At 73.5% G+C, this 14,810-nt stretch carries 15 protein-coding genes and 1 pseudogene; 11 read left to right on the forward strand and 5 right to left on the reverse strand.

The features are described from left to right. Positions 1-8: 8 nt before the first annotated feature. The 4 genes from L6241_RS09335 to L6241_RS09350 are packed head-to-tail and all read right to left on the reverse strand — an operon-like array spanning position 9 to position 4,332. Positions 9-1,319 carry a DUF2252 domain-containing protein gene (locus L6241_RS09335; protein ID WP_368245895.1) on the reverse strand — a complete coding sequence of 437 codons (1,311 nt, stop codon included), beginning with the start codon at positions 1,317-1,319 and terminating at the stop codon, positions 9-11. Between the two features lie 4 nt (positions 1,320-1,323). Beyond that, positions 1,324-2,220 (reverse strand): SDR family NAD(P)-dependent oxidoreductase, encoded by an 897-nt coding sequence (locus L6241_RS09340; protein ID WP_368245896.1) that lies wholly within the window; start codon positions 2,218-2,220, stop codon positions 1,324-1,326. A gap of 49 nt (positions 2,221-2,269) precedes the next feature. Then, a complete protein-coding gene (locus tag L6241_RS09345) occupies positions 2,270-3,295 on the reverse strand; it encodes an agmatine/peptidylarginine deiminase (RefSeq protein ID WP_368246075.1) in 1,026 nt (341 codons plus the stop codon). Positions 3,296-3,312: 17 nt separating this feature from the next. Continuing rightward, complete coding sequence (locus L6241_RS09350) at positions 3,313-4,332, reverse strand: nitrilase-related carbon-nitrogen hydrolase (protein WP_368245897.1); 1,020 nt, start codon at positions 4,330-4,332, stop codon at positions 3,313-3,315. Positions 4,333-4,377: 45 nt separating this feature from the next. Between L6241_RS09350 and L6241_RS09355 the strand changes: the two genes are divergently transcribed. Genes L6241_RS09355 through L6241_RS09365 form a run of 3 tightly spaced genes read left to right on the forward strand, consistent with a single transcriptional unit; the run spans position 4,378 to position 5,984 of the window. Then, a complete protein-coding gene (locus L6241_RS09355) occupies positions 4,378-4,623 on the forward strand; it encodes a DUF3046 domain-containing protein (protein ID WP_285838223.1) in 246 nt (81 codons plus the stop codon). A gap of 5 nt (positions 4,624-4,628) precedes the next feature. After that, the gene (thpR, locus tag L6241_RS09360; protein ID WP_368245899.1) at positions 4,629-5,222 is read left to right on the forward strand and encodes an RNA 2',3'-cyclic phosphodiesterase; all 594 of its coding nucleotides are present in this window, start codon (positions 4,629-4,631) and stop codon (positions 5,220-5,222) included. Positions 5,223-5,225: 3 nt separating this feature from the next. Further along, positions 5,226-5,984: a DinB family protein gene (locus L6241_RS09365; protein WP_368245900.1), complete on the forward strand. Its 759-nt coding sequence runs from the start codon at positions 5,226-5,228 to the stop codon at positions 5,982-5,984. Here the strand turns inward: L6241_RS09365 and L6241_RS09370 are convergent. Then, entirely contained in the window at positions 5,957-6,409 is a 453-nt protein-coding gene (locus L6241_RS09370; RefSeq protein ID WP_368245901.1) for a VOC family protein, read from the reverse strand. The genes L6241_RS09365 and L6241_RS09370 overlap by 28 nt on opposite strands. A 256-nt stretch (positions 6,410-6,665) precedes the next feature. On the opposite strand from L6241_RS09370, the pseudogene recA reads away from it, so the two are divergent. The 8 genes and pseudogenes from recA to L6241_RS09410 all read left to right on the forward strand — a co-directional run. Then, positions 6,666-7,679 (forward strand): annotated as a pseudogene (recA, locus tag L6241_RS09375) (recombinase RecA); the annotation flags it as partial. Between the two features lie 95 nt (positions 7,680-7,774). Continuing rightward, a complete protein-coding gene (locus tag L6241_RS09380) occupies positions 7,775-8,425 on the forward strand; it encodes a regulatory protein RecX (protein ID WP_368245902.1) in 651 nt (216 codons plus the stop codon). 103 nt (positions 8,426-8,528) lie between these two features. Continuing rightward, positions 8,529-9,413: a hypothetical protein gene (locus L6241_RS09385; protein WP_368245904.1), complete on the forward strand. Its 885-nt coding sequence runs from the start codon at positions 8,529-8,531 to the stop codon at positions 9,411-9,413. Continuing rightward, a complete protein-coding gene (locus L6241_RS09390; protein WP_368245905.1) occupies positions 9,410-10,942 on the forward strand; it encodes a hypothetical protein in 1,533 nt (510 codons plus the stop codon). Before L6241_RS09385 ends, L6241_RS09390 begins: the two co-directional genes overlap by 4 nt. Before the next feature lie 41 nt (positions 10,943-10,983). After that, the gene (locus tag L6241_RS09395; protein WP_368245906.1) at positions 10,984-11,343 is read left to right on the forward strand and encodes a hypothetical protein; all 360 of its coding nucleotides are present in this window, start codon (positions 10,984-10,986) and stop codon (positions 11,341-11,343) included. Positions 11,344-11,461: 118 nt separating this feature from the next. Continuing rightward, a complete protein-coding gene (locus L6241_RS09400; RefSeq protein WP_368246076.1) occupies positions 11,462-13,042 on the forward strand; it encodes a circularly permuted type 2 ATP-grasp protein in 1,581 nt (526 codons plus the stop codon). Beyond that, complete coding sequence (locus L6241_RS09405) at positions 13,042-13,965, forward strand: alpha-E domain-containing protein (protein WP_201466315.1); 924 nt, start codon at positions 13,042-13,044, stop codon at positions 13,963-13,965. Before L6241_RS09400 ends, L6241_RS09405 begins: the two co-directional genes overlap by 1 nt. After that, on the forward strand, positions 13,962-14,807 hold the full coding sequence (locus L6241_RS09410; RefSeq protein ID WP_368245908.1) for a transglutaminase domain-containing protein: 846 nt from the start codon (positions 13,962-13,964) through the stop codon (positions 14,805-14,807). Before L6241_RS09405 ends, L6241_RS09410 begins: the two co-directional genes overlap by 4 nt. Positions 14,808-14,810: the final 3 nt, after the last annotated feature.

A 14,810-nucleotide genomic window follows, 5' to 3' on the forward strand; every position in this document is an offset into this window, starting at 1 on the left:
TGCCCGGCTCAGGTCGCGGAGATCCCGATCCGGCCCTCGCGGAAGGCGTTGACGAAGAGCGCGTGGTCGCGCCGCACCTCCTGCGCGTACTCGACGGCGAAGTCCGCGAGGAAGCCCCCGAAGGCCCGCCGACGGCCGTCGAGCGAGGCGATGATCGCCTCCTCGACCTGGAAGTCGACGAGGTCCTGGTCGCTGTCCTCGTCGGCGGCGCAGTGGATCTTCGCCGTCGCGCGGCCGAGGAGGTCGACGACGGCGGCCATCTGCGAGGGCTCGGTGAGCTCGGCCCAGTCGAGGTCGACCTCGTAGGGCGAGACCTCGCTGACGACGTAGCCGACGCCGTCCATCTCCGTGTGGCCGAGGAGGGGGTCGGTGTGGGCCTGCAGCGCGCGCTGGCTGACGACCGTGCGGTGGCCCTCGTGCTCGAAGTAGGCGTCGATCCGCGCCGTGTCGACGAAGCGGCTGAGCGCCGGCACGTTGGCCTGCTTCATCGACAGCAGGACGTCGTTGTCGAGCGCCTGGCTGGTGCCCTCGACGAGCACGGTGTACGCCGGCAGCCCGGCGCTGCCGATGCCGAAGCCGGAGCGCCCGATGACGTCGCGCACCTCGTAGAAGAGCTCGCGGTCGATCTTCTTGTGCTCCGGGATCGTCTCGAGGTAGCGCTCGAAGGCGCGCATGACCTTCGCCCGCTCCCGCTGGCCGAGCGGGCGTGCCCCGGTGCCCTCCGCGAACATCCGCACCCCGTCGACCCGGTGCGTCATCGAGTCGAGCAGCTCGGAGCGCTCGGTCATCCGGGCGACGACGAGCGCGTCGCGCACCGGGCCCTCGGTGTTGTCGAGGTGGAGCGAGAAGTCCTCGCGTTCGGTGCCGGCGTAGTGGTCGACCTGGGCGAGGTAGGCGCGCAGGTAGCGGCCGATGAGCCGTCGGATCTCGTCGTCCGGCAGCGCCTTCTGCCAGCCGAGCAGGGCGAGCGAGGACGCGAAGCGCATGAGGTCCCACGTGAAGCTGCCGAGGTAGGCCTCGTCGAAGTCGTTGACGTCGAAGACCATCCGGCCGTCGGAGTCGAGGTAGGTGCCGAAGTTCTCGACGTGGAGGTCGCCGTGGATCCACACGGCGGACGCGCGCTCGTCGGCCCAGTCGTCGTCGCGCTGCGTGACGTCGTGGAAGAACAGGCACGCGGTGCCCCGGTAGAAGGCGTGCGGGTCCCGGGCCATCTTGCGGTACTTCACCCGGAAGGCGGCGGGGTCGGTGCGCTGGAGGTCCTCGAAGGCGTCCGCCAGGGTCGTGATGATCTGCTCGGTGCGCTGCTCGTCGGACGTCATGGCGTCAGTCTCGCGCCGAGCCGGGGCCCCGGGCCGCGCGAGTCGTCGGCTGATCCGTCGTCCACCCGACCCGCTCGGTGCGGGACAGCTCGATCGCGTCGGCGAGCGTGGCGGGCAGGCGCAGCTCGGCGAGGCGCTGCGCGACCGCCCGCCCGGGGACCGCCGGACGCAGCCACGGGGGCGCGACGACGTGCCGGCTGCGCCGGGCGATCCCGCGCTCGAGCGCTCGCAGCGCGGTGGGCAGCGGGGTCACGCCCGTGATCGTCCCCCCACCGGTGAGCAGCTGCGCCGTCTCGGTGGCGAAGCCCCGCTGCGTCATGTCGGTGTCGATCTCGGAGTAGTAGGCGACCCCGACCCTCGCCCCGGTGTGGCGGATCTCCAGGCGCAGCGTGTTGCCGATCGCCTCCACGGCGGCCTTGCTCACGGAGTACGCGCCGATGAGGGGCAGGTGGATCGCCGCGGCGAGCGAGGCGGTCGCGAGCGCATACCCCCGCTCGTGGCTGATGTGCGGCCCCGCCGCCCGCAGCGTGTAGTACGTGCCGAGCGCGTTGACCGCCAGGTGGGTCTCCATCACCCCGCGCTGGCCGCCGATGATCGGCAGCTGTCGAGCGATCCCGGCGTTGGCGACGACGACGTCGAGACCGCCGAGATCGGCGACGAGCCCCTCGACCGCTTCGTCCACCTCCGCCGGGTCGGAGACGTCGCACTCGCGCCAGGGGCCGCCGCACCGCCCGGCGACCTCCTCGAGCAGGGCGGGCTCGAGCCCGAGCACGGCGACCTGCGCGCCGTGCGCGGCGAGCAGCTCGGCGAGCGCGGCACCGATGCCCCGGGCCCCGCCCGTGACGAGCACCCGCCGTCCGCGCAGCGACGGGGTGTGCCGGGGGTTCGGTGCGAGGGCCATGCCCGACGCTAACCCCGGGCGCCGACGGCCAGGGGCGAAGGGGGACCGCTCAGCGGGGGAGGACCGCCGGCTGCTGCTGGGTGATGCAGTGGATGCCGCCGCCGCGGGCGTAGAGCGGGCGGGCGTCGACGCCGACGACCTCGCGCCCGGGGTAGGCGGCGCGCAGCACGGCGAGCGCCTCGTCGTCGCGCTCGTCCTCGAAGGTGCACGCGACGACCCCGCCGTTGCACACGAGGTGGTTGATGTAGCTCCAGTCGACCGGTCCCTCGTCGTCGGCGAGGGTGCGCGGTGCCGGCACGCGGACGACGCGCAGCGGGTCCCCCTTCGCGTCCCGGGCGGCCGACAGGACGGCCTCCGCCTCGCGGCTGACCGCGTGGTCGGGGTGCTCGGGGTCGTCCTGCCAGTGCACCAGCACGGTCCCCGGCTCGCTGAAGCAGGCGACGATGTCGACGTGCCCGCGGGTGCCGAAGGAGCCGTAGTCGCGGGTGAGGCCCCGGGGCAGCCAGATCGCCGTCGTCGCGCCGATGGTGCGGGCGAGCTCGGCCTCGACGTCCTCGCGGGTCAGGCCGGGGTTGCGGCCCGGGTCGAGCTGGACGGTCTCGGTGAGCAGGACCGTGCCCTGGCCGTCGACGTGGATGCCGCCGCCCTCGTTGACGAGGGTCGAGGGCAGGTGCGCGGCGCCGGCGACGTCGGTGACGAGCTCGGCGACGCGCGCGTCGTCCTCCCAGCTCGCCCAGTCCTGGCCGCCCCAGCCGTTGAAGACCCAGTCGACCCCGCCGAGGCGCCCGTCACTGAGGACGAAGCTCGGCCCGATGTCACGCATCCACGCGTCGTCGAGCGAGGCGACGACGATGTCGATCTCGTGCGGGCTGTCGGTGCCGAGGTGCTCCCGGGCGATGCGCACGTCGGGGCTGGTGACGACGACGGTCACCGGCTCGAAGCGGGCCACCGCGCGGGCGACGGCGGCCCACGTGGTCCGGGCCTCCTCGGCGTCGGCCGCGGTGTCGCCGAGCGTGTAGCCCGCGCTCGGCCACGCCATCCACGTGCGCTCGTGCGGCTCCCACTCGGCCGGCATGCGCCAGGCGGTCTGGCTCACAGGCTGACGTCCGTGCTCGTCGTCGGGCCGTCGAGCTCGCGGCGGTGCTCGTCGCGGATCGGCTCGGTGAGCACCCCGTAGGTGTCCGGGCGACGTGTCGCCAGGAAGGGGAAGAGGGCGAGCCAGTCCTCGCGCTGGGCGAGGTCGAGGTCGGCGACGAGCACCGCCTCCTCGTCGCGCGGGGCCTGGACGAGCACCCGGCCGTAGGGGTCGGAGATGAAGCTGCTGCCGTAGAAGTCGTTGACCCCTTCGTCGCCCGTGCGGTTCGGGACGACCATGAAGAGGCCGTTGGCGATGCCGTTGCCGACGATGACCTGCTGCCACAGCGGCTGCGTGTCGAAGTCGGGGTGGTCGGGCTCGGAGCCGATCGCCGTCGGGTAGCACAGGACCTGCGCGCCGCCGAGGGAGTACGCACGGGCGACCTCGGGGAACCACTCGTCCCAGCACGTCGGCAGACCGAGGCGGAGGGGGACCGAGGTCTCCACCTCGTGCACCGGGTAGGCGCCCTCGGCGGGCCCGGCGCGGAAGTACTTGTCCTCGTAGTAGCCGGCGGTGACGGGGATGTGGGTCTTGCGGGTGCGGGCGACGACCTCGCCGTCGGGGCTGACGACGACGGCGCTGTTGTAGCCCAGGCCGTCGACGGGGGAGCCTTCCTCGGCGCCGTCGGCGTGCTCCGCCCGCTCGTAGAGGGAGGCGTGGACGAAGACGCCGTGGCGGGCTGCGGCCTCGCGCGCGAGGGTCACCGTCGGTCCGTCGTCGAGCGACTCCGCACCGGGACCGGGCGCCTCGGCCGGCAGGACGTCGGCCGGGTAGCGCAGCAGCGTGATCTCGGGCAGGAAGACGATCTCGGCACCGGCCTGGGCGGCCTGGCCGATCGCCTCGTCGAGCACGCGCGCGAGCTCGGCGGCGTCCTCGCGCCAGCGGTGCTGGACGAGGGCGACCCGCAGCGGGGCCTGGGTCGGCTCCTCGACGCGGGCGAGGCTGGTGGGCACGGCGTCGGCAGTGATGAGGCGCACGCGGGCAGTCTAGGGGCGAGGCGTGCCTACACTGCGCGCGTGCGGATGAGTCAGTTCTGGTCGCTCATGGAGGGCGAGTTCGGTGCCGGGTACGCCCACACCCTCGCCCGCCACCAGGTCCTCGGCAGCCTCGGCGGTCGCAACGCCGTCGACGCCCTCGAGGCCGGTGTCCCGGCCCGCGAGGTGTGGCAGGCGGTGTGCGACGCGATGGACGTCCCGGAGTCCCGCCGGCTCGGCGAGGACGTGACGATGGACGTGCCGCGCCGGGTCATCGACTCCATCGGGGACTGATCGGCGTGGGCCACCGGATGTTCGTCGCGGTGGCCCTGCCCGAGGCGGTGCGCGAGGACCTCGCCGCCTTCCTCGAGCCACGCGAGGGCATGCCGTGGGTGGACCCCGCCCAGTGGCACCTCACCCTGGCCTTCATGGCATCCGTGCCCCCGGCCCGTGCGGACGAGCTCGTCGAGCGGCTCGCCCACGCGGCGGGGCGGGTCGCCCCCTTCGCCCTCTCCCTCGGGGGAACGGGAGCCTTCCCCCACGCCGGTCGCGCCTCGGTGCTCTGGCTCGGCGTCGACGACGCCGCCCAGGCCCCGCTGGCCCGGCTCGCCCGCGGGTGCCGGGCCGCGGCCTCGGTGTCGGGCGCGAGCCCGGACGGGCGGGCCTTCGTGCCCCATCTCACCCTCGCGCGGCTGCGGCGACCGGTCGAGGCGACGCGGTGGCTGCGGGTCCTCGACGCGTGGCAGGCGGACCCCTTCGTCGTCGACGAGGTCGAGCTCGTCGCCTCCTTCCTCGGCGAAGGGGCGAAGGGGCGACCCCGTCACGAGGGCGTCGCGACCCTGCCGCTCGGAGCGGACCCGTTGCCGCCGGGAGAGGCGCTGCGCGAGGGTTGACGCATGGCCGAGCGCTTCGTCGACGTGGATCTCAGCGGGGCCCGCTTCGAGCGGGTCGACCTGTCGGGGGCGGTGCTGCGCTCGGTCGTCGTCGACGGCGCCGAGGTCGAGGCGCCGTGGCTGCTCGACGACGGGGCGAGCCTCGTCGTCAACGGCGTGGACGTGGCTCCCCTCGTCGACGCCGAGCTCGACGCCCGGATGCCCGGCCGGTCCTTGCGGCGTGCGGGTGACCCCGACGGGCTGAGGGCGGCGTGGGCGGCGCCGGAGCAGTCGTGGGGGCGGGTCCTCGAGCGGGTCGCGGCCATGCCGTCCGGCACGGTCGACGTGAGCGTCGACGACGAGTGGTCCTTCGCGCAGACCCTGCGTCATCTCGTCATGGCTACCGACACGTGGCTCGGGCGCGCGGTGCTCGGGCTGGATCAGCCCTACCACCCCCTCGGCCAGCCGCACGCCGAGTACGAGACCGACGGCTACGACATGTCGGTCTTCACGACGCGGCAGCCGACGTACGAGGAGGTGCTCGAGGCGCGGGCAGGGCGTCAGCGGATGGTCCGTGAGCACCTCGCGACGCTCGTCGCCGACGACCTCGCCCAGGTGCGGGCCAACCCCTGGGCGCCGCAGCACGCGGAGACGACGCTGTCGTGCCTGCGCACGATCCTCGACGAGGAGTGGGAGCACCAGCGCTACGCGGTGCGCGACCTCGACCTGCTCGAGGCCCGGTCGGTGGCCGAGGGTCAGCCGACGAACATGCAGAAGGGGTGACCGGCCGGGTCGGCGACGACGTAGAGGGGCTCGTCGGGGTCCTGCGACCGGTCGAGGACGAGCCGTCCGCCGAGGTCGAGGGCCCGCCGCAGGTTGATGTGCAGCGCGGCGACGTCGGGCACCGTGCAGTCGACGTGCAGCTGCATGGGCACCTCGTCGTCGGGCCACGTCGTCGGTGTGAGCCGCTCGACCTCCTGGAAGGCCAGGGCCCGCCCGCCGTCCGGCTGGCGCAGGACGAGCCAGTCGGCGTCGTCGGGCTCGCCCTCGGTGGGCGGCTCGTCGCCGGGTCGGTAGACGAGGCCGAGGAGCCGGCGGTAGAACTCGGCGAGGGCTCTGGCGTCGGTCGTGTCGAGGACGGTCTGGCACAGGCGGGGGAGGGGGACCTCGTCGCCCACGGCAGGCCTGCTCTCGGGCTGGGTCGTCATCGCGCGTCCTCCTCGTGGCGGCCGTCGGCGGCCCGACACGCCGTCCGGCGCGTCGGTGCACGACCTCGAACACCTGTTCGGCTAGGTTTGTGCACAGCGGTCATCCCGACGGCATCAGTATCCACAGCCTCACGGCGGCTGGGGTCGTTGTCGGTGGTGGTCCCTAGCGTCTGACCCGACAGCACGACGAGACCGACCGTGCGACGGTTCGCCGGTGGGCGCGCCCGACCCGAGCAAGAACAGGCAGGTACCTGGCATGGCTGATGTCACCGCCATCGACACCAAGCTCCACGAGCAGAAGCTGAAGTCCCTCGACTCCGTCATGGGGCAGATCGAGAAGTCGCACGGCAAGGGCGCGATCATGCGTCTGGGCGACGACGTCCGTCCGCCCATCGCCGTCATCCCGACCGGGTCGATCTCCCTCGACATCGCGCTCGGCATCGGCGGGCTGCCCCGCGGCCGGGTCGTCGAGATCTACGGCCCCGAGTCCAGCGGCAAGACGACGGTCGCCCTCCACGCCGTCGCCAGCGCCCAGCGCGCCGGCGGCATCGCGGCCTTCATCGACGCCGAGCACGCCCTCGACCCCGAGTACGCGAAGAAGCTCGGCGTCGACACCGACGCCCTGCTCGTCTCCCAGCCCGACACCGGTGAGCAGGCGCTCGAGATCGCCGACATGCTCATCCGCTCGGGTGCCCTCGACATCATCGTCATCGACTCCGTGGCCGCGCTCGTGCCGCGTGCCGAGATCGAGGGCGAGATGGGCGACAGCCACGTCGGTCTCCAGGCCCGTCTCATGAGCCAGGCGCTGCGCAAGATCACCGGTGCGCTCAACACCTCGGGCACGACGGCGATCTTCATCAACCAGCTCCGCGAGAAGATCGGCGTGATGTTCGGCTCCCCGGAGACGACGACCGGTGGCAAGGCGCTGAAGTTCTACGCCTCCGTGCGTCTCGACGTCCGGCGCATCGAGACGCTCAAGGACGGCAGCGAGCCGGTCGGCAACCGCACCCGCGTCAAGGTCGTCAAGAACAAGGTCTCCCCGCCCTTCAAGCAGGCGGAGTTCGACATCCTCTACGGGCAGGGCATCTCCCGCGAGGGCGGTCTCATCGACCAGGGCGTCGACCACGGCTTCGTGCGCAAGGCCGGTGCCTGGTACACGTACGAGGGCGACCAGCTCGGCCAGGGCAAGGAGAACGCCCGCAACTTCTTGAAGGACAACCCGCAGCTCGCCGACGAGATCGAGGTCAAGATCAAGACCAAGCTCGGCATCGGGGTCCCGGTCGAGGAGCCCGAGGGCAGCGTCGACGTCCCGGTCGACTTCTGATCGCACCGGTTGACGCCGACACGCAGAGCTGATCGCCCGCGATGAGCAGCACCGACGAGACCGCCGCGCCCGGCACGCCCCAGGAGCAGACCCTGGAGCGGCTGCGCGCGGCGGTCGTGCGTGCCCAGGCGGGGGAGCCGACCCCGGGCGGGCAGAGCGCGCCGAGTGCGCCGAGCGGGCCCCCGCCGCCCGAGGCGCCCGACGACGACGCCGACCCCCGGGCGGTGGCCCGGGCCGTCGTGCTGCGGGCGCTCACCGGGTCGCCGAAGTCGCGCGCCGAGCTCGAGCGCACGCTGCGGCGCAAGGGCTGCCCCGACGACGTCGCCGCCGAGGTGCTCGACCGCATGGAGCACGTGGGCCTCGTCGACGACGAGGCGTACGCGCAGATGTTCGTGCGCTCCAAGCGCACCGGTCGGGGCCTGGCCCGGCGGGCGCTGCAGCACGAGCTGCGGGCGAAGGGGGTCGACGACGAGACGGCGAGCGGGGTGCTCGCCCAGATCGGCGTCGACGACGAGCGCGACGTGGCCCGTGAGCTCGTCGCGAAGAAGCTGCGCTCGATGCACGGCCTCGAGCGTGTCGTGCAGACCCGCCGGCTCGCGGGGATGCTCGCCCGCAAGGGCTACTCCTCGGAGATCTCCCGTCAGGTGATCGCCGAGTCCCTCGACGCGCTGCCCGAGCACCAGCGCGACTGACCGACCCGCGCACCCTGTCGTACGCCGGCATGGGGAGCGCTCCCCATTCCCCACCGCGAGGGGCCCGCCCTAGCGTCGCTGGCACACCGGCGAGGGAGCGGGCATGGGCACGAGCGGTCACGAGCACGACCACGACGAGCACGACCAGCACGAGCACCAGGGTGGGGGCGGGACCCGCTCGATGACCATCCGGCGGGTCAGCCTGCCGGCCTTCGAGACCGCCCTCGCGGCGGCCACCGATGAGGACGTGCCGGCGCCGGAGGGCGCCTGGGCGGAGCTGGAGCGCGCCGAGATCGCGAGCGGTGGGATGCTGCGCCCGTCGTGGGCTCGTGTCCTCGCGGCGGCCCCGGGAGCGCCGGTGCAGGTGCGCGTCGTCGCCCGCCAGGACCTCGTCTCCTTCGAGAGCGACATCGCCCTGCTGCCCGGCATCGCGCTCGTGCGCACCCAGCGGGTCCGCCTGCGCGCCACGGCCGAGGGCTACGAGCCGGCGGGCCGAGAGGGCGCCGTCGAGCTCGTCGCGGTGGACCCCGAGCAGCTCTGGGCGGCGGTGCGCCGGGTGCTGCCTCCCCACGAGGCGCTGCGGGCAGCCGCTCACGTGACCCCGCTGAGCCGGGAGCGCCATCTCGCCCCGCCGCGCGGTGTCGCCGAGGACCTGCGTCGACGCGTCGAGGCCGACCCGCTCGGGCGCACCCCCGGCGCCGTCCTCGAGTCTGCCGTCAACGATGCCGAGCTGTCGGCGGTGCTCGCCGGCGGCGAGGCCCAGGTCGCCGTCACCGTCCTGGCGCGCACCGGTGCGGACGTCGCCGTGCCGGTGGGCAGCGGCCACTGGGTGCTCGCCGACGAGCACCTGTGCGCCGTGCGCACGGCGTCCGGGACCCCCGACGTCGTCGGGGTCGAGCCGGGTGATGTCGCCGCGCAGCTGCGCTACCTCGTCACCGGCGCCCACGCTCTCGTCGACGAGGCGATCACCGGGCAGGTCGGGGCATGAGCGTCACCGAGGGCCTCGACCCCGCGCTCGTGCGCGAGGTGGCCGCGCACCTGGCCGACCAGGCGGGCCGCGCCGACGACGTCGGCACGAGCGGCACCGCGATGCTGCGCGTCCTCGACGGGTGCTGGGCCGGGGGCGACGTCGAGGACTTCGCCCGGGGGTGGCAGCAGGCCGCGCCGTCGATCTCGGCCGCGGCTCGCGCGCTGCGCTCGGCCGCCGACGACCTCGAGCGCCAGGTCGCCGACCAGGAGGGCGCGAGCGGCGGTCGCGCCCCGTCGGTGCCGGTGGCCCACGAGTCGCCCGACCGGCCCTGGTGGCAGGACGCGTGGGAGGGCGCGGGCGATCTCGCCGACGACCTCCTCGGCGCGGGTGAGGAGGTGGTCGACACCGTCGCCGACGGCGCGGAGTGGCTCGGGGATCGTGCCGAGGAGGGGCTCGACTGGCTCGGTGACCGCGGCGAGGACACCGGGCGCTGGCTGGGCGACCGCGCGAGTGATCTCGTCGTCGGGCTGTCCCGGTACGAGGAGAGCGTCGCTCACACCTTCGTCCGTCTCGCCGAGGCCGCCGACCACCACCTCGACCTCTTCACCGACGTCTTCACGCAGGGCCGGTGGCCCCGGCTCAGCGAGGTCGTCGCGAGCACGCTGCTCCTCGGCGGCAGCGTCGCCAACCTCGCCGGGGCGCTGCTCACCGGGCAGGACCTCGACCTCCTCGACGACGGCACCGGCACCGTCATCGGCTCCACCGAGCTGTCGACGTCGGGCTCGGTCGACGGGCATCCCGCGCTGCGCCGACCGACCTCGCTCGCCGAGATCATGCTCGGCACGACCGACGCGTACGCCGTCGACGGCTCGATCCGGGTCACCCAGGTCACCCAGCCGGACGGCAGCACCGCCTACGTCGTCGCCACGCCGGGCACCCAGTCCTGGGGGCCGACGACGGGGAGCAACACCTTCGACCTCACCGGCAACCTCGTCGCGATGTCCGGGCAGCAGTCGGCGGCGATGCAGGCGGTGATGGAGGCGATGGCGCAGGCCCAGATCTCGCCGGATGCGCCGGTCATGCTCGTCGGGCACTCCCAGGGCGGCATCATCACGACCGCCCTGCTCGAGGACCCGGCCTTCACGTCGCGGTACGACATCACCCACTCCCTGACCTACGGCGCACCCGTCGACACCTTCGGCACCGATCCCTCCGTCCTGCGCCTGGACCTCCAGCACGCCTCCGACGCGGTGCCGCGCCTCGACCTCGGCGACTCGCTCTCCAACCCCCTGGCGCCGCTCGTGCCGCTGCCGAACCTCGACCAGCTGGCCCACGGGAACGGGCCGGGCGCGACGACGGTGACCCTGCCCGACCCGGCGGGCCCCCTCGACCTCGCGGGCAACCACTCCCACGCCGCCTACGCCGACTCGGTCGCCGCGTCGCAGGACCCGGCCGTCGCGGCCTACGAGGCGAGCCTCGCGGCCTTCTTCGCCCAGGACGGCGCGGTCGTCACGGGCACGGACTACGAGGTCGGTCGAGAGGACTGAGCCGGCCCGCTGGCATGCTGGCCCGACGAAGGAGGGCCACCATGGGCCTGCTGAGCCGGCTGCTGCGTCGTGACGACCTCGACGTCGAGCAGCTCACCGCTGCGGTCGCCGCCGTCGACGGCGTGCGCGGGGTCGAGCTCGCCGTGCGCGAGACCGGCGGTGCGGGCCGGGTCCTCGAGGGCGTGGTCGTCGTGCCGCAGACCGGGGGAGCGGCGGTCCTGCGGGCCGCGCTCGAGACCCTCTCGGACGCCCTCGGCCCGGACCCCCTTCGCCTCACGCTCTACGTCGAGGGGCAGGTCGAGGGTGGCGGGAGACGTCTGACCTCGGCAGACGCCGGTCTGCCGCTCAACCCCACCTCGGTGCAGCTGTGGCGGCACCGAGGATCGGGTGGGCGAGGGTGAGGCCTGCGACCCCCCGCTGTGCGAGGGTGACCCCGTGACCCAGGTGCAGCGACAGTCCCAGGGCCCCGCCGCTCGTTCGCTCTTCGCCGACTACGCGGCCGGCCCGGCGTGGGACGAGATGTTCGCGGCTGACGCGCAGGAGCCGCGGCAGCCGTACAAGCCGATCCATCACACCCTGCGCTCGATGGAGCCCGAGAGCCTCAAGGAGCGGGCCGACGCGCTCGCCCGGATGTTCCTCGACCAGGGCGTGACCTTCGACCACGCCGGCGAGGAGCGCCCCTTCCCGCTCGACGCCGTGCCCCGCGTCATCGACGCCGAGAGCTGGCAGAGCGTCGAGAGCGGCGTGGCCCAGCGCGTCCAGGCGCTCGAGGCCTTCCTCGACGACATCTACTCACGCCAGGGCTCGATGCCGCGCGCCGTCGAGGACGGGATCATCCCGTGGCGGCTCATCGCGACGTCGAGCCACTTCCACCGCGCCGTCGCCGGGCTGCGGCCCGCGAACGGCGTGCGGGCCCACGTGAGCGGCATCGACCTCATCCGCGACGAGCAGGGCGACTTCCGCGTCCTCGAGGACAACGTCCGGGTGCCCTCCGGGGTCTCCTACGTCATCGCCAACCGCCGCGCGATGGCCAACGTCTTCCCCGAGGCCTTCGCGACGATGCGCATCCGGCCCGTCCACGACTACCCGCGCCTGCTCCTCCACGCGCTGCGCGCCGCGGCGCCCGAGGGGCGCAGCAACCCCACGGTCGTCGTGCTCACCCCGGGCGTCTACAACAGCGCGTACTTCGAGCACACCCTGCTCGCCCGGATGATGGGCGTCGAGCTCGTCGAGGGGCGCGACCTCGTCGTGCGCGACGGCGAGGTGCGCATGCGCACCACCCAGGGCGAGGAGCGCGTCGACGTCATCTACCGGCGCATCGACGACGACTTCCTCGACCCGGTGCACTTCCGCCGCGACTCGATGCTCGGCGTCACCGGGCTCGTCTCCGCGCTGCGAGCCGGGCGCGTCACCCTCGCCAACGCCATCGGCAACGGCGTCGCCGACGACAAGCTCGTCTACTCCTACGTGCCCGACCTCATCCGCTACTACCTCGACGAGGACCCGATCCTTCGCAGCGTCGACACCTACCGGTGCAACGAGCCCGAGGCTCTCGCCGAGGTGCTCGAGCGGCTCGACGAGATGGTCGTCAAGCCGGTCGACGGCTCCGGTGGCAAGGGCCTGGTCATCGGCCCCAAGGCGACCGGCGAGGAGCTCGACCAGCTGCGCGCCAACCTGCGCCGCGACCCGCGCGGGTGGATCGCCCAGCCGGTCGTCCAGCTCTCGACCGTGCCGACCCTCATCGACGGCCAGCTCCGCCCGCGCCACGTCGACCTGCGCCCCTTCGCGGTCAACGACGGCGACCAGGTGACGGTGCTGCCCGGTGGGCTGACGCGCGTCGCGCTGCCCGAGGGCCAGCTCGTCGTCAACTCCAGCCAGGGGGGCGGCAGCAAGGACACGTGGGTGCTCGCCGGCCGGTACGCGAAGGTGCCGACGACCGACGACGCCGAGGTCATCCTCCTCGGCGCCAACCGGCCGATGACGACGGACGCGGACGCGCCCCCGGCCGACGCGCTGCCGGGCGAGCCCGACCTCGGGCAGGACGCACCCCCCTTCGCCGTCCCCGACGAGGTCACCGTCGTCGAGCGGGAGGAGCGCTGATGCTCAGCCGGATCGCGGACTCGCTCTTCTGGATCGGCCGGTACATCGAGCGGGCCGACGGCACCGCCCGGATGGTCGACGTCCTGCGCCTGTCCCTCGTCGAGGACCCGGGCCAGGACGAGAGCTACACCTCCTCGATGCTCCTCGGCGGCATCATGGGCTACGACGACGTGGCCCATGACGTCGACTACTCCGACGTCGCCGCGCGTCTCGTCTTCGACGCGAGCAACCCCAGCGCCGTCTCCGGGTCCTGGCTCGCCGCCCGGGAGAACGCCCGGCGTGCCCGCGAGACCCTCTCGACCGAGCTGTGGGAGGTCATCAACACCTCGTGGCGCCGGTGGAACGGCCTCGGGGCGAGCACCGCCACCCAGCAGCACCTCAGCTGGGTCACCGAGCGTGCCGCCCTCGTCGCCGGCATCGCCGACTCGACGATGAGCCACGACGAGGCCTGGGAGTTCCTCAGCCTGGGCCGCTCGCTCGAGCGGGCCGACATGACGGCGCGCATCGTCGCGACCGGGGCGCTCCAGGGCGGCCCGAGCTGGGGTGTCGTGCTCGCGAGCTGCGGTGCCCAGCAGGCGATGCTGCGCACGATGCGAGGGATGATCACCGACCGCACGGCCGCGGCCTTCCTCACCCTCGACCGGCGCTTCCCGCGCTCCGTCCTCGCCGCGCTGCGCGACGCGGAGGACCGGCTCACGGTGCTCGCGCCCGACATCGACCGCGTCGGCTTCTCCGACGAGGCCCGTCGCATCCTCGGGCAGACCCGCACCCAGCTCGAGTACGCGAACCCCGACGACGTGCTCGAGGACCTGCCGACGATGATGGGCATGGTGCAGCGCTCGGTGACCCGGGCGTCGGACGAGATCGGGGCCCGCTACTTCCGCTCGGGCCCGGTCCAGGAGTGGACGGGGGAGATCCTGTGAGCAGCCGCCGGCACCGCATCACGCACCGCTCGACGATGCGCTACCAGGGCGAGGTCGTCGCCTCGCACAACGAGCTGCGGATGACCCCGCTGACGGACGGCGGGCAGACCACCCTCGAGGCGCGCATCCGGATCCGCCCGCACTCGTGGAGCAACGTCTACACCGACCACTGGGGCACCTCCGTCATGGCCGTCGAGTCCCAGGGGGCCCACGAGGTGCTCGAGATCGAGGCCATCTCGACCGTCGAGCGCACCGAGGTGGTCGCCGAGGCGTCCGCCAGCGGGTGGGACTCGCTCGCCGAGCCCGGCATCTGCGACCGGCTCAGCGAGCTGCTCGCGCCCACCCCGCGCACGCAGGCCTCGCCCGACCTCGCCGAGATCGCCCGCGCCGCGCGCGACGAGCCCACGCCGCGGGCCGCGGCCCAGGCCATCTCCGCGAAGGTCCACGAGCGCATGCGCTACTCCGAGGGCGCGACCCAGGTGAGCAGCACCGCCGAGGACGCGTGGAGCACCGGCCAGGGCGTGTGCCAGGACTTCGCGCACGTGACCCTCGCGGCGCTGCGCTCGATCGGCGTCCCCGCGCGCTACGTGTCGGGCTACGTGGCCCGGCAGCCCGACCTGCAGCGCGGCCAGTCCTGCCCAGGGGACTCGCACGCGTGGATCGAGATCTGGGACGGAGCCTGGTTGCCCTATGACCCGACCCACCTCGCCCCGGTCGGGCTCGACCACGTCGTCGTCGGGCGAGGCCGCGACTACGACGACGTCGCCCCCTTCCGCGGGATGTACGCCGGGCCCGAGCTCGCCGACCTCGACGTCGAGATCACCTTCACCCGGGTCAGCTGAGAG

The sequence above is a fragment of the Janibacter sp. Y6 genome (assembly GCF_040900765.1).
Classification (GTDB): Bacteria; Actinomycetota; Actinomycetes; order Actinomycetales; family Dermatophilaceae; genus Marihabitans; species Marihabitans melonis.

Excerpts from the sequence above, each read along its gene's own strand:
- L6241_RS09400 (WP_368246076.1), top strand. The coding sequence starts at position 11,462 with ATGTTCGCGGCTGACGCGCAGGAGCCGCGGCAGCCGTACAAGCCGATC.
- L6241_RS09345 (WP_368246075.1), bottom strand. The coding sequence starts at position 3,295 with ATGCCGGCCGAGTGGGAGCCGCACGAGCGCACGTGGATGGCGTGGCCG.
- L6241_RS09380 (WP_368245902.1), top strand. The coding sequence starts at position 7,775 with ATGAGCAGCACCGACGAGACCGCCGCGCCCGGCACGCCCCAGGAGCAG.
- L6241_RS09385 (WP_368245904.1), top strand. The coding sequence starts at position 8,529 with ATGGGCACGAGCGGTCACGAGCACGACCACGACGAGCACGACCAGCAC.
- L6241_RS09390 (WP_368245905.1), top strand. The coding sequence starts at position 9,410 with ATGAGCGTCACCGAGGGCCTCGACCCCGCGCTCGTGCGCGAGGTGGCC.
- L6241_RS09340 (WP_368245896.1), bottom strand. The coding sequence starts at position 2,220 with ATGGCCCTCGCACCGAACCCCCGGCACACCCCGTCGCTGCGCGGACGG.
- L6241_RS09365 (WP_368245900.1), top strand. The coding sequence starts at position 5,226 with ATGGCCGAGCGCTTCGTCGACGTGGATCTCAGCGGGGCCCGCTTCGAG.
- L6241_RS09405 (WP_201466315.1), top strand. The coding sequence starts at position 13,042 with ATGCTCAGCCGGATCGCGGACTCGCTCTTCTGGATCGGCCGGTACATC.
- L6241_RS09355 (WP_285838223.1), top strand. The coding sequence starts at position 4,378 with ATGAGTCAGTTCTGGTCGCTCATGGAGGGCGAGTTCGGTGCCGGGTAC.
- L6241_RS09395 (WP_368245906.1), top strand. The coding sequence starts at position 10,984 with ATGGGCCTGCTGAGCCGGCTGCTGCGTCGTGACGACCTCGACGTCGAG.
- L6241_RS09335 (WP_368245895.1), bottom strand. The coding sequence starts at position 1,319 with ATGACGTCCGACGAGCAGCGCACCGAGCAGATCATCACGACCCTGGCG.
- L6241_RS09370 (WP_368245901.1), bottom strand. The coding sequence starts at position 6,409 with ATGACGACCCAGCCCGAGAGCAGGCCTGCCGTGGGCGACGAGGTCCCC.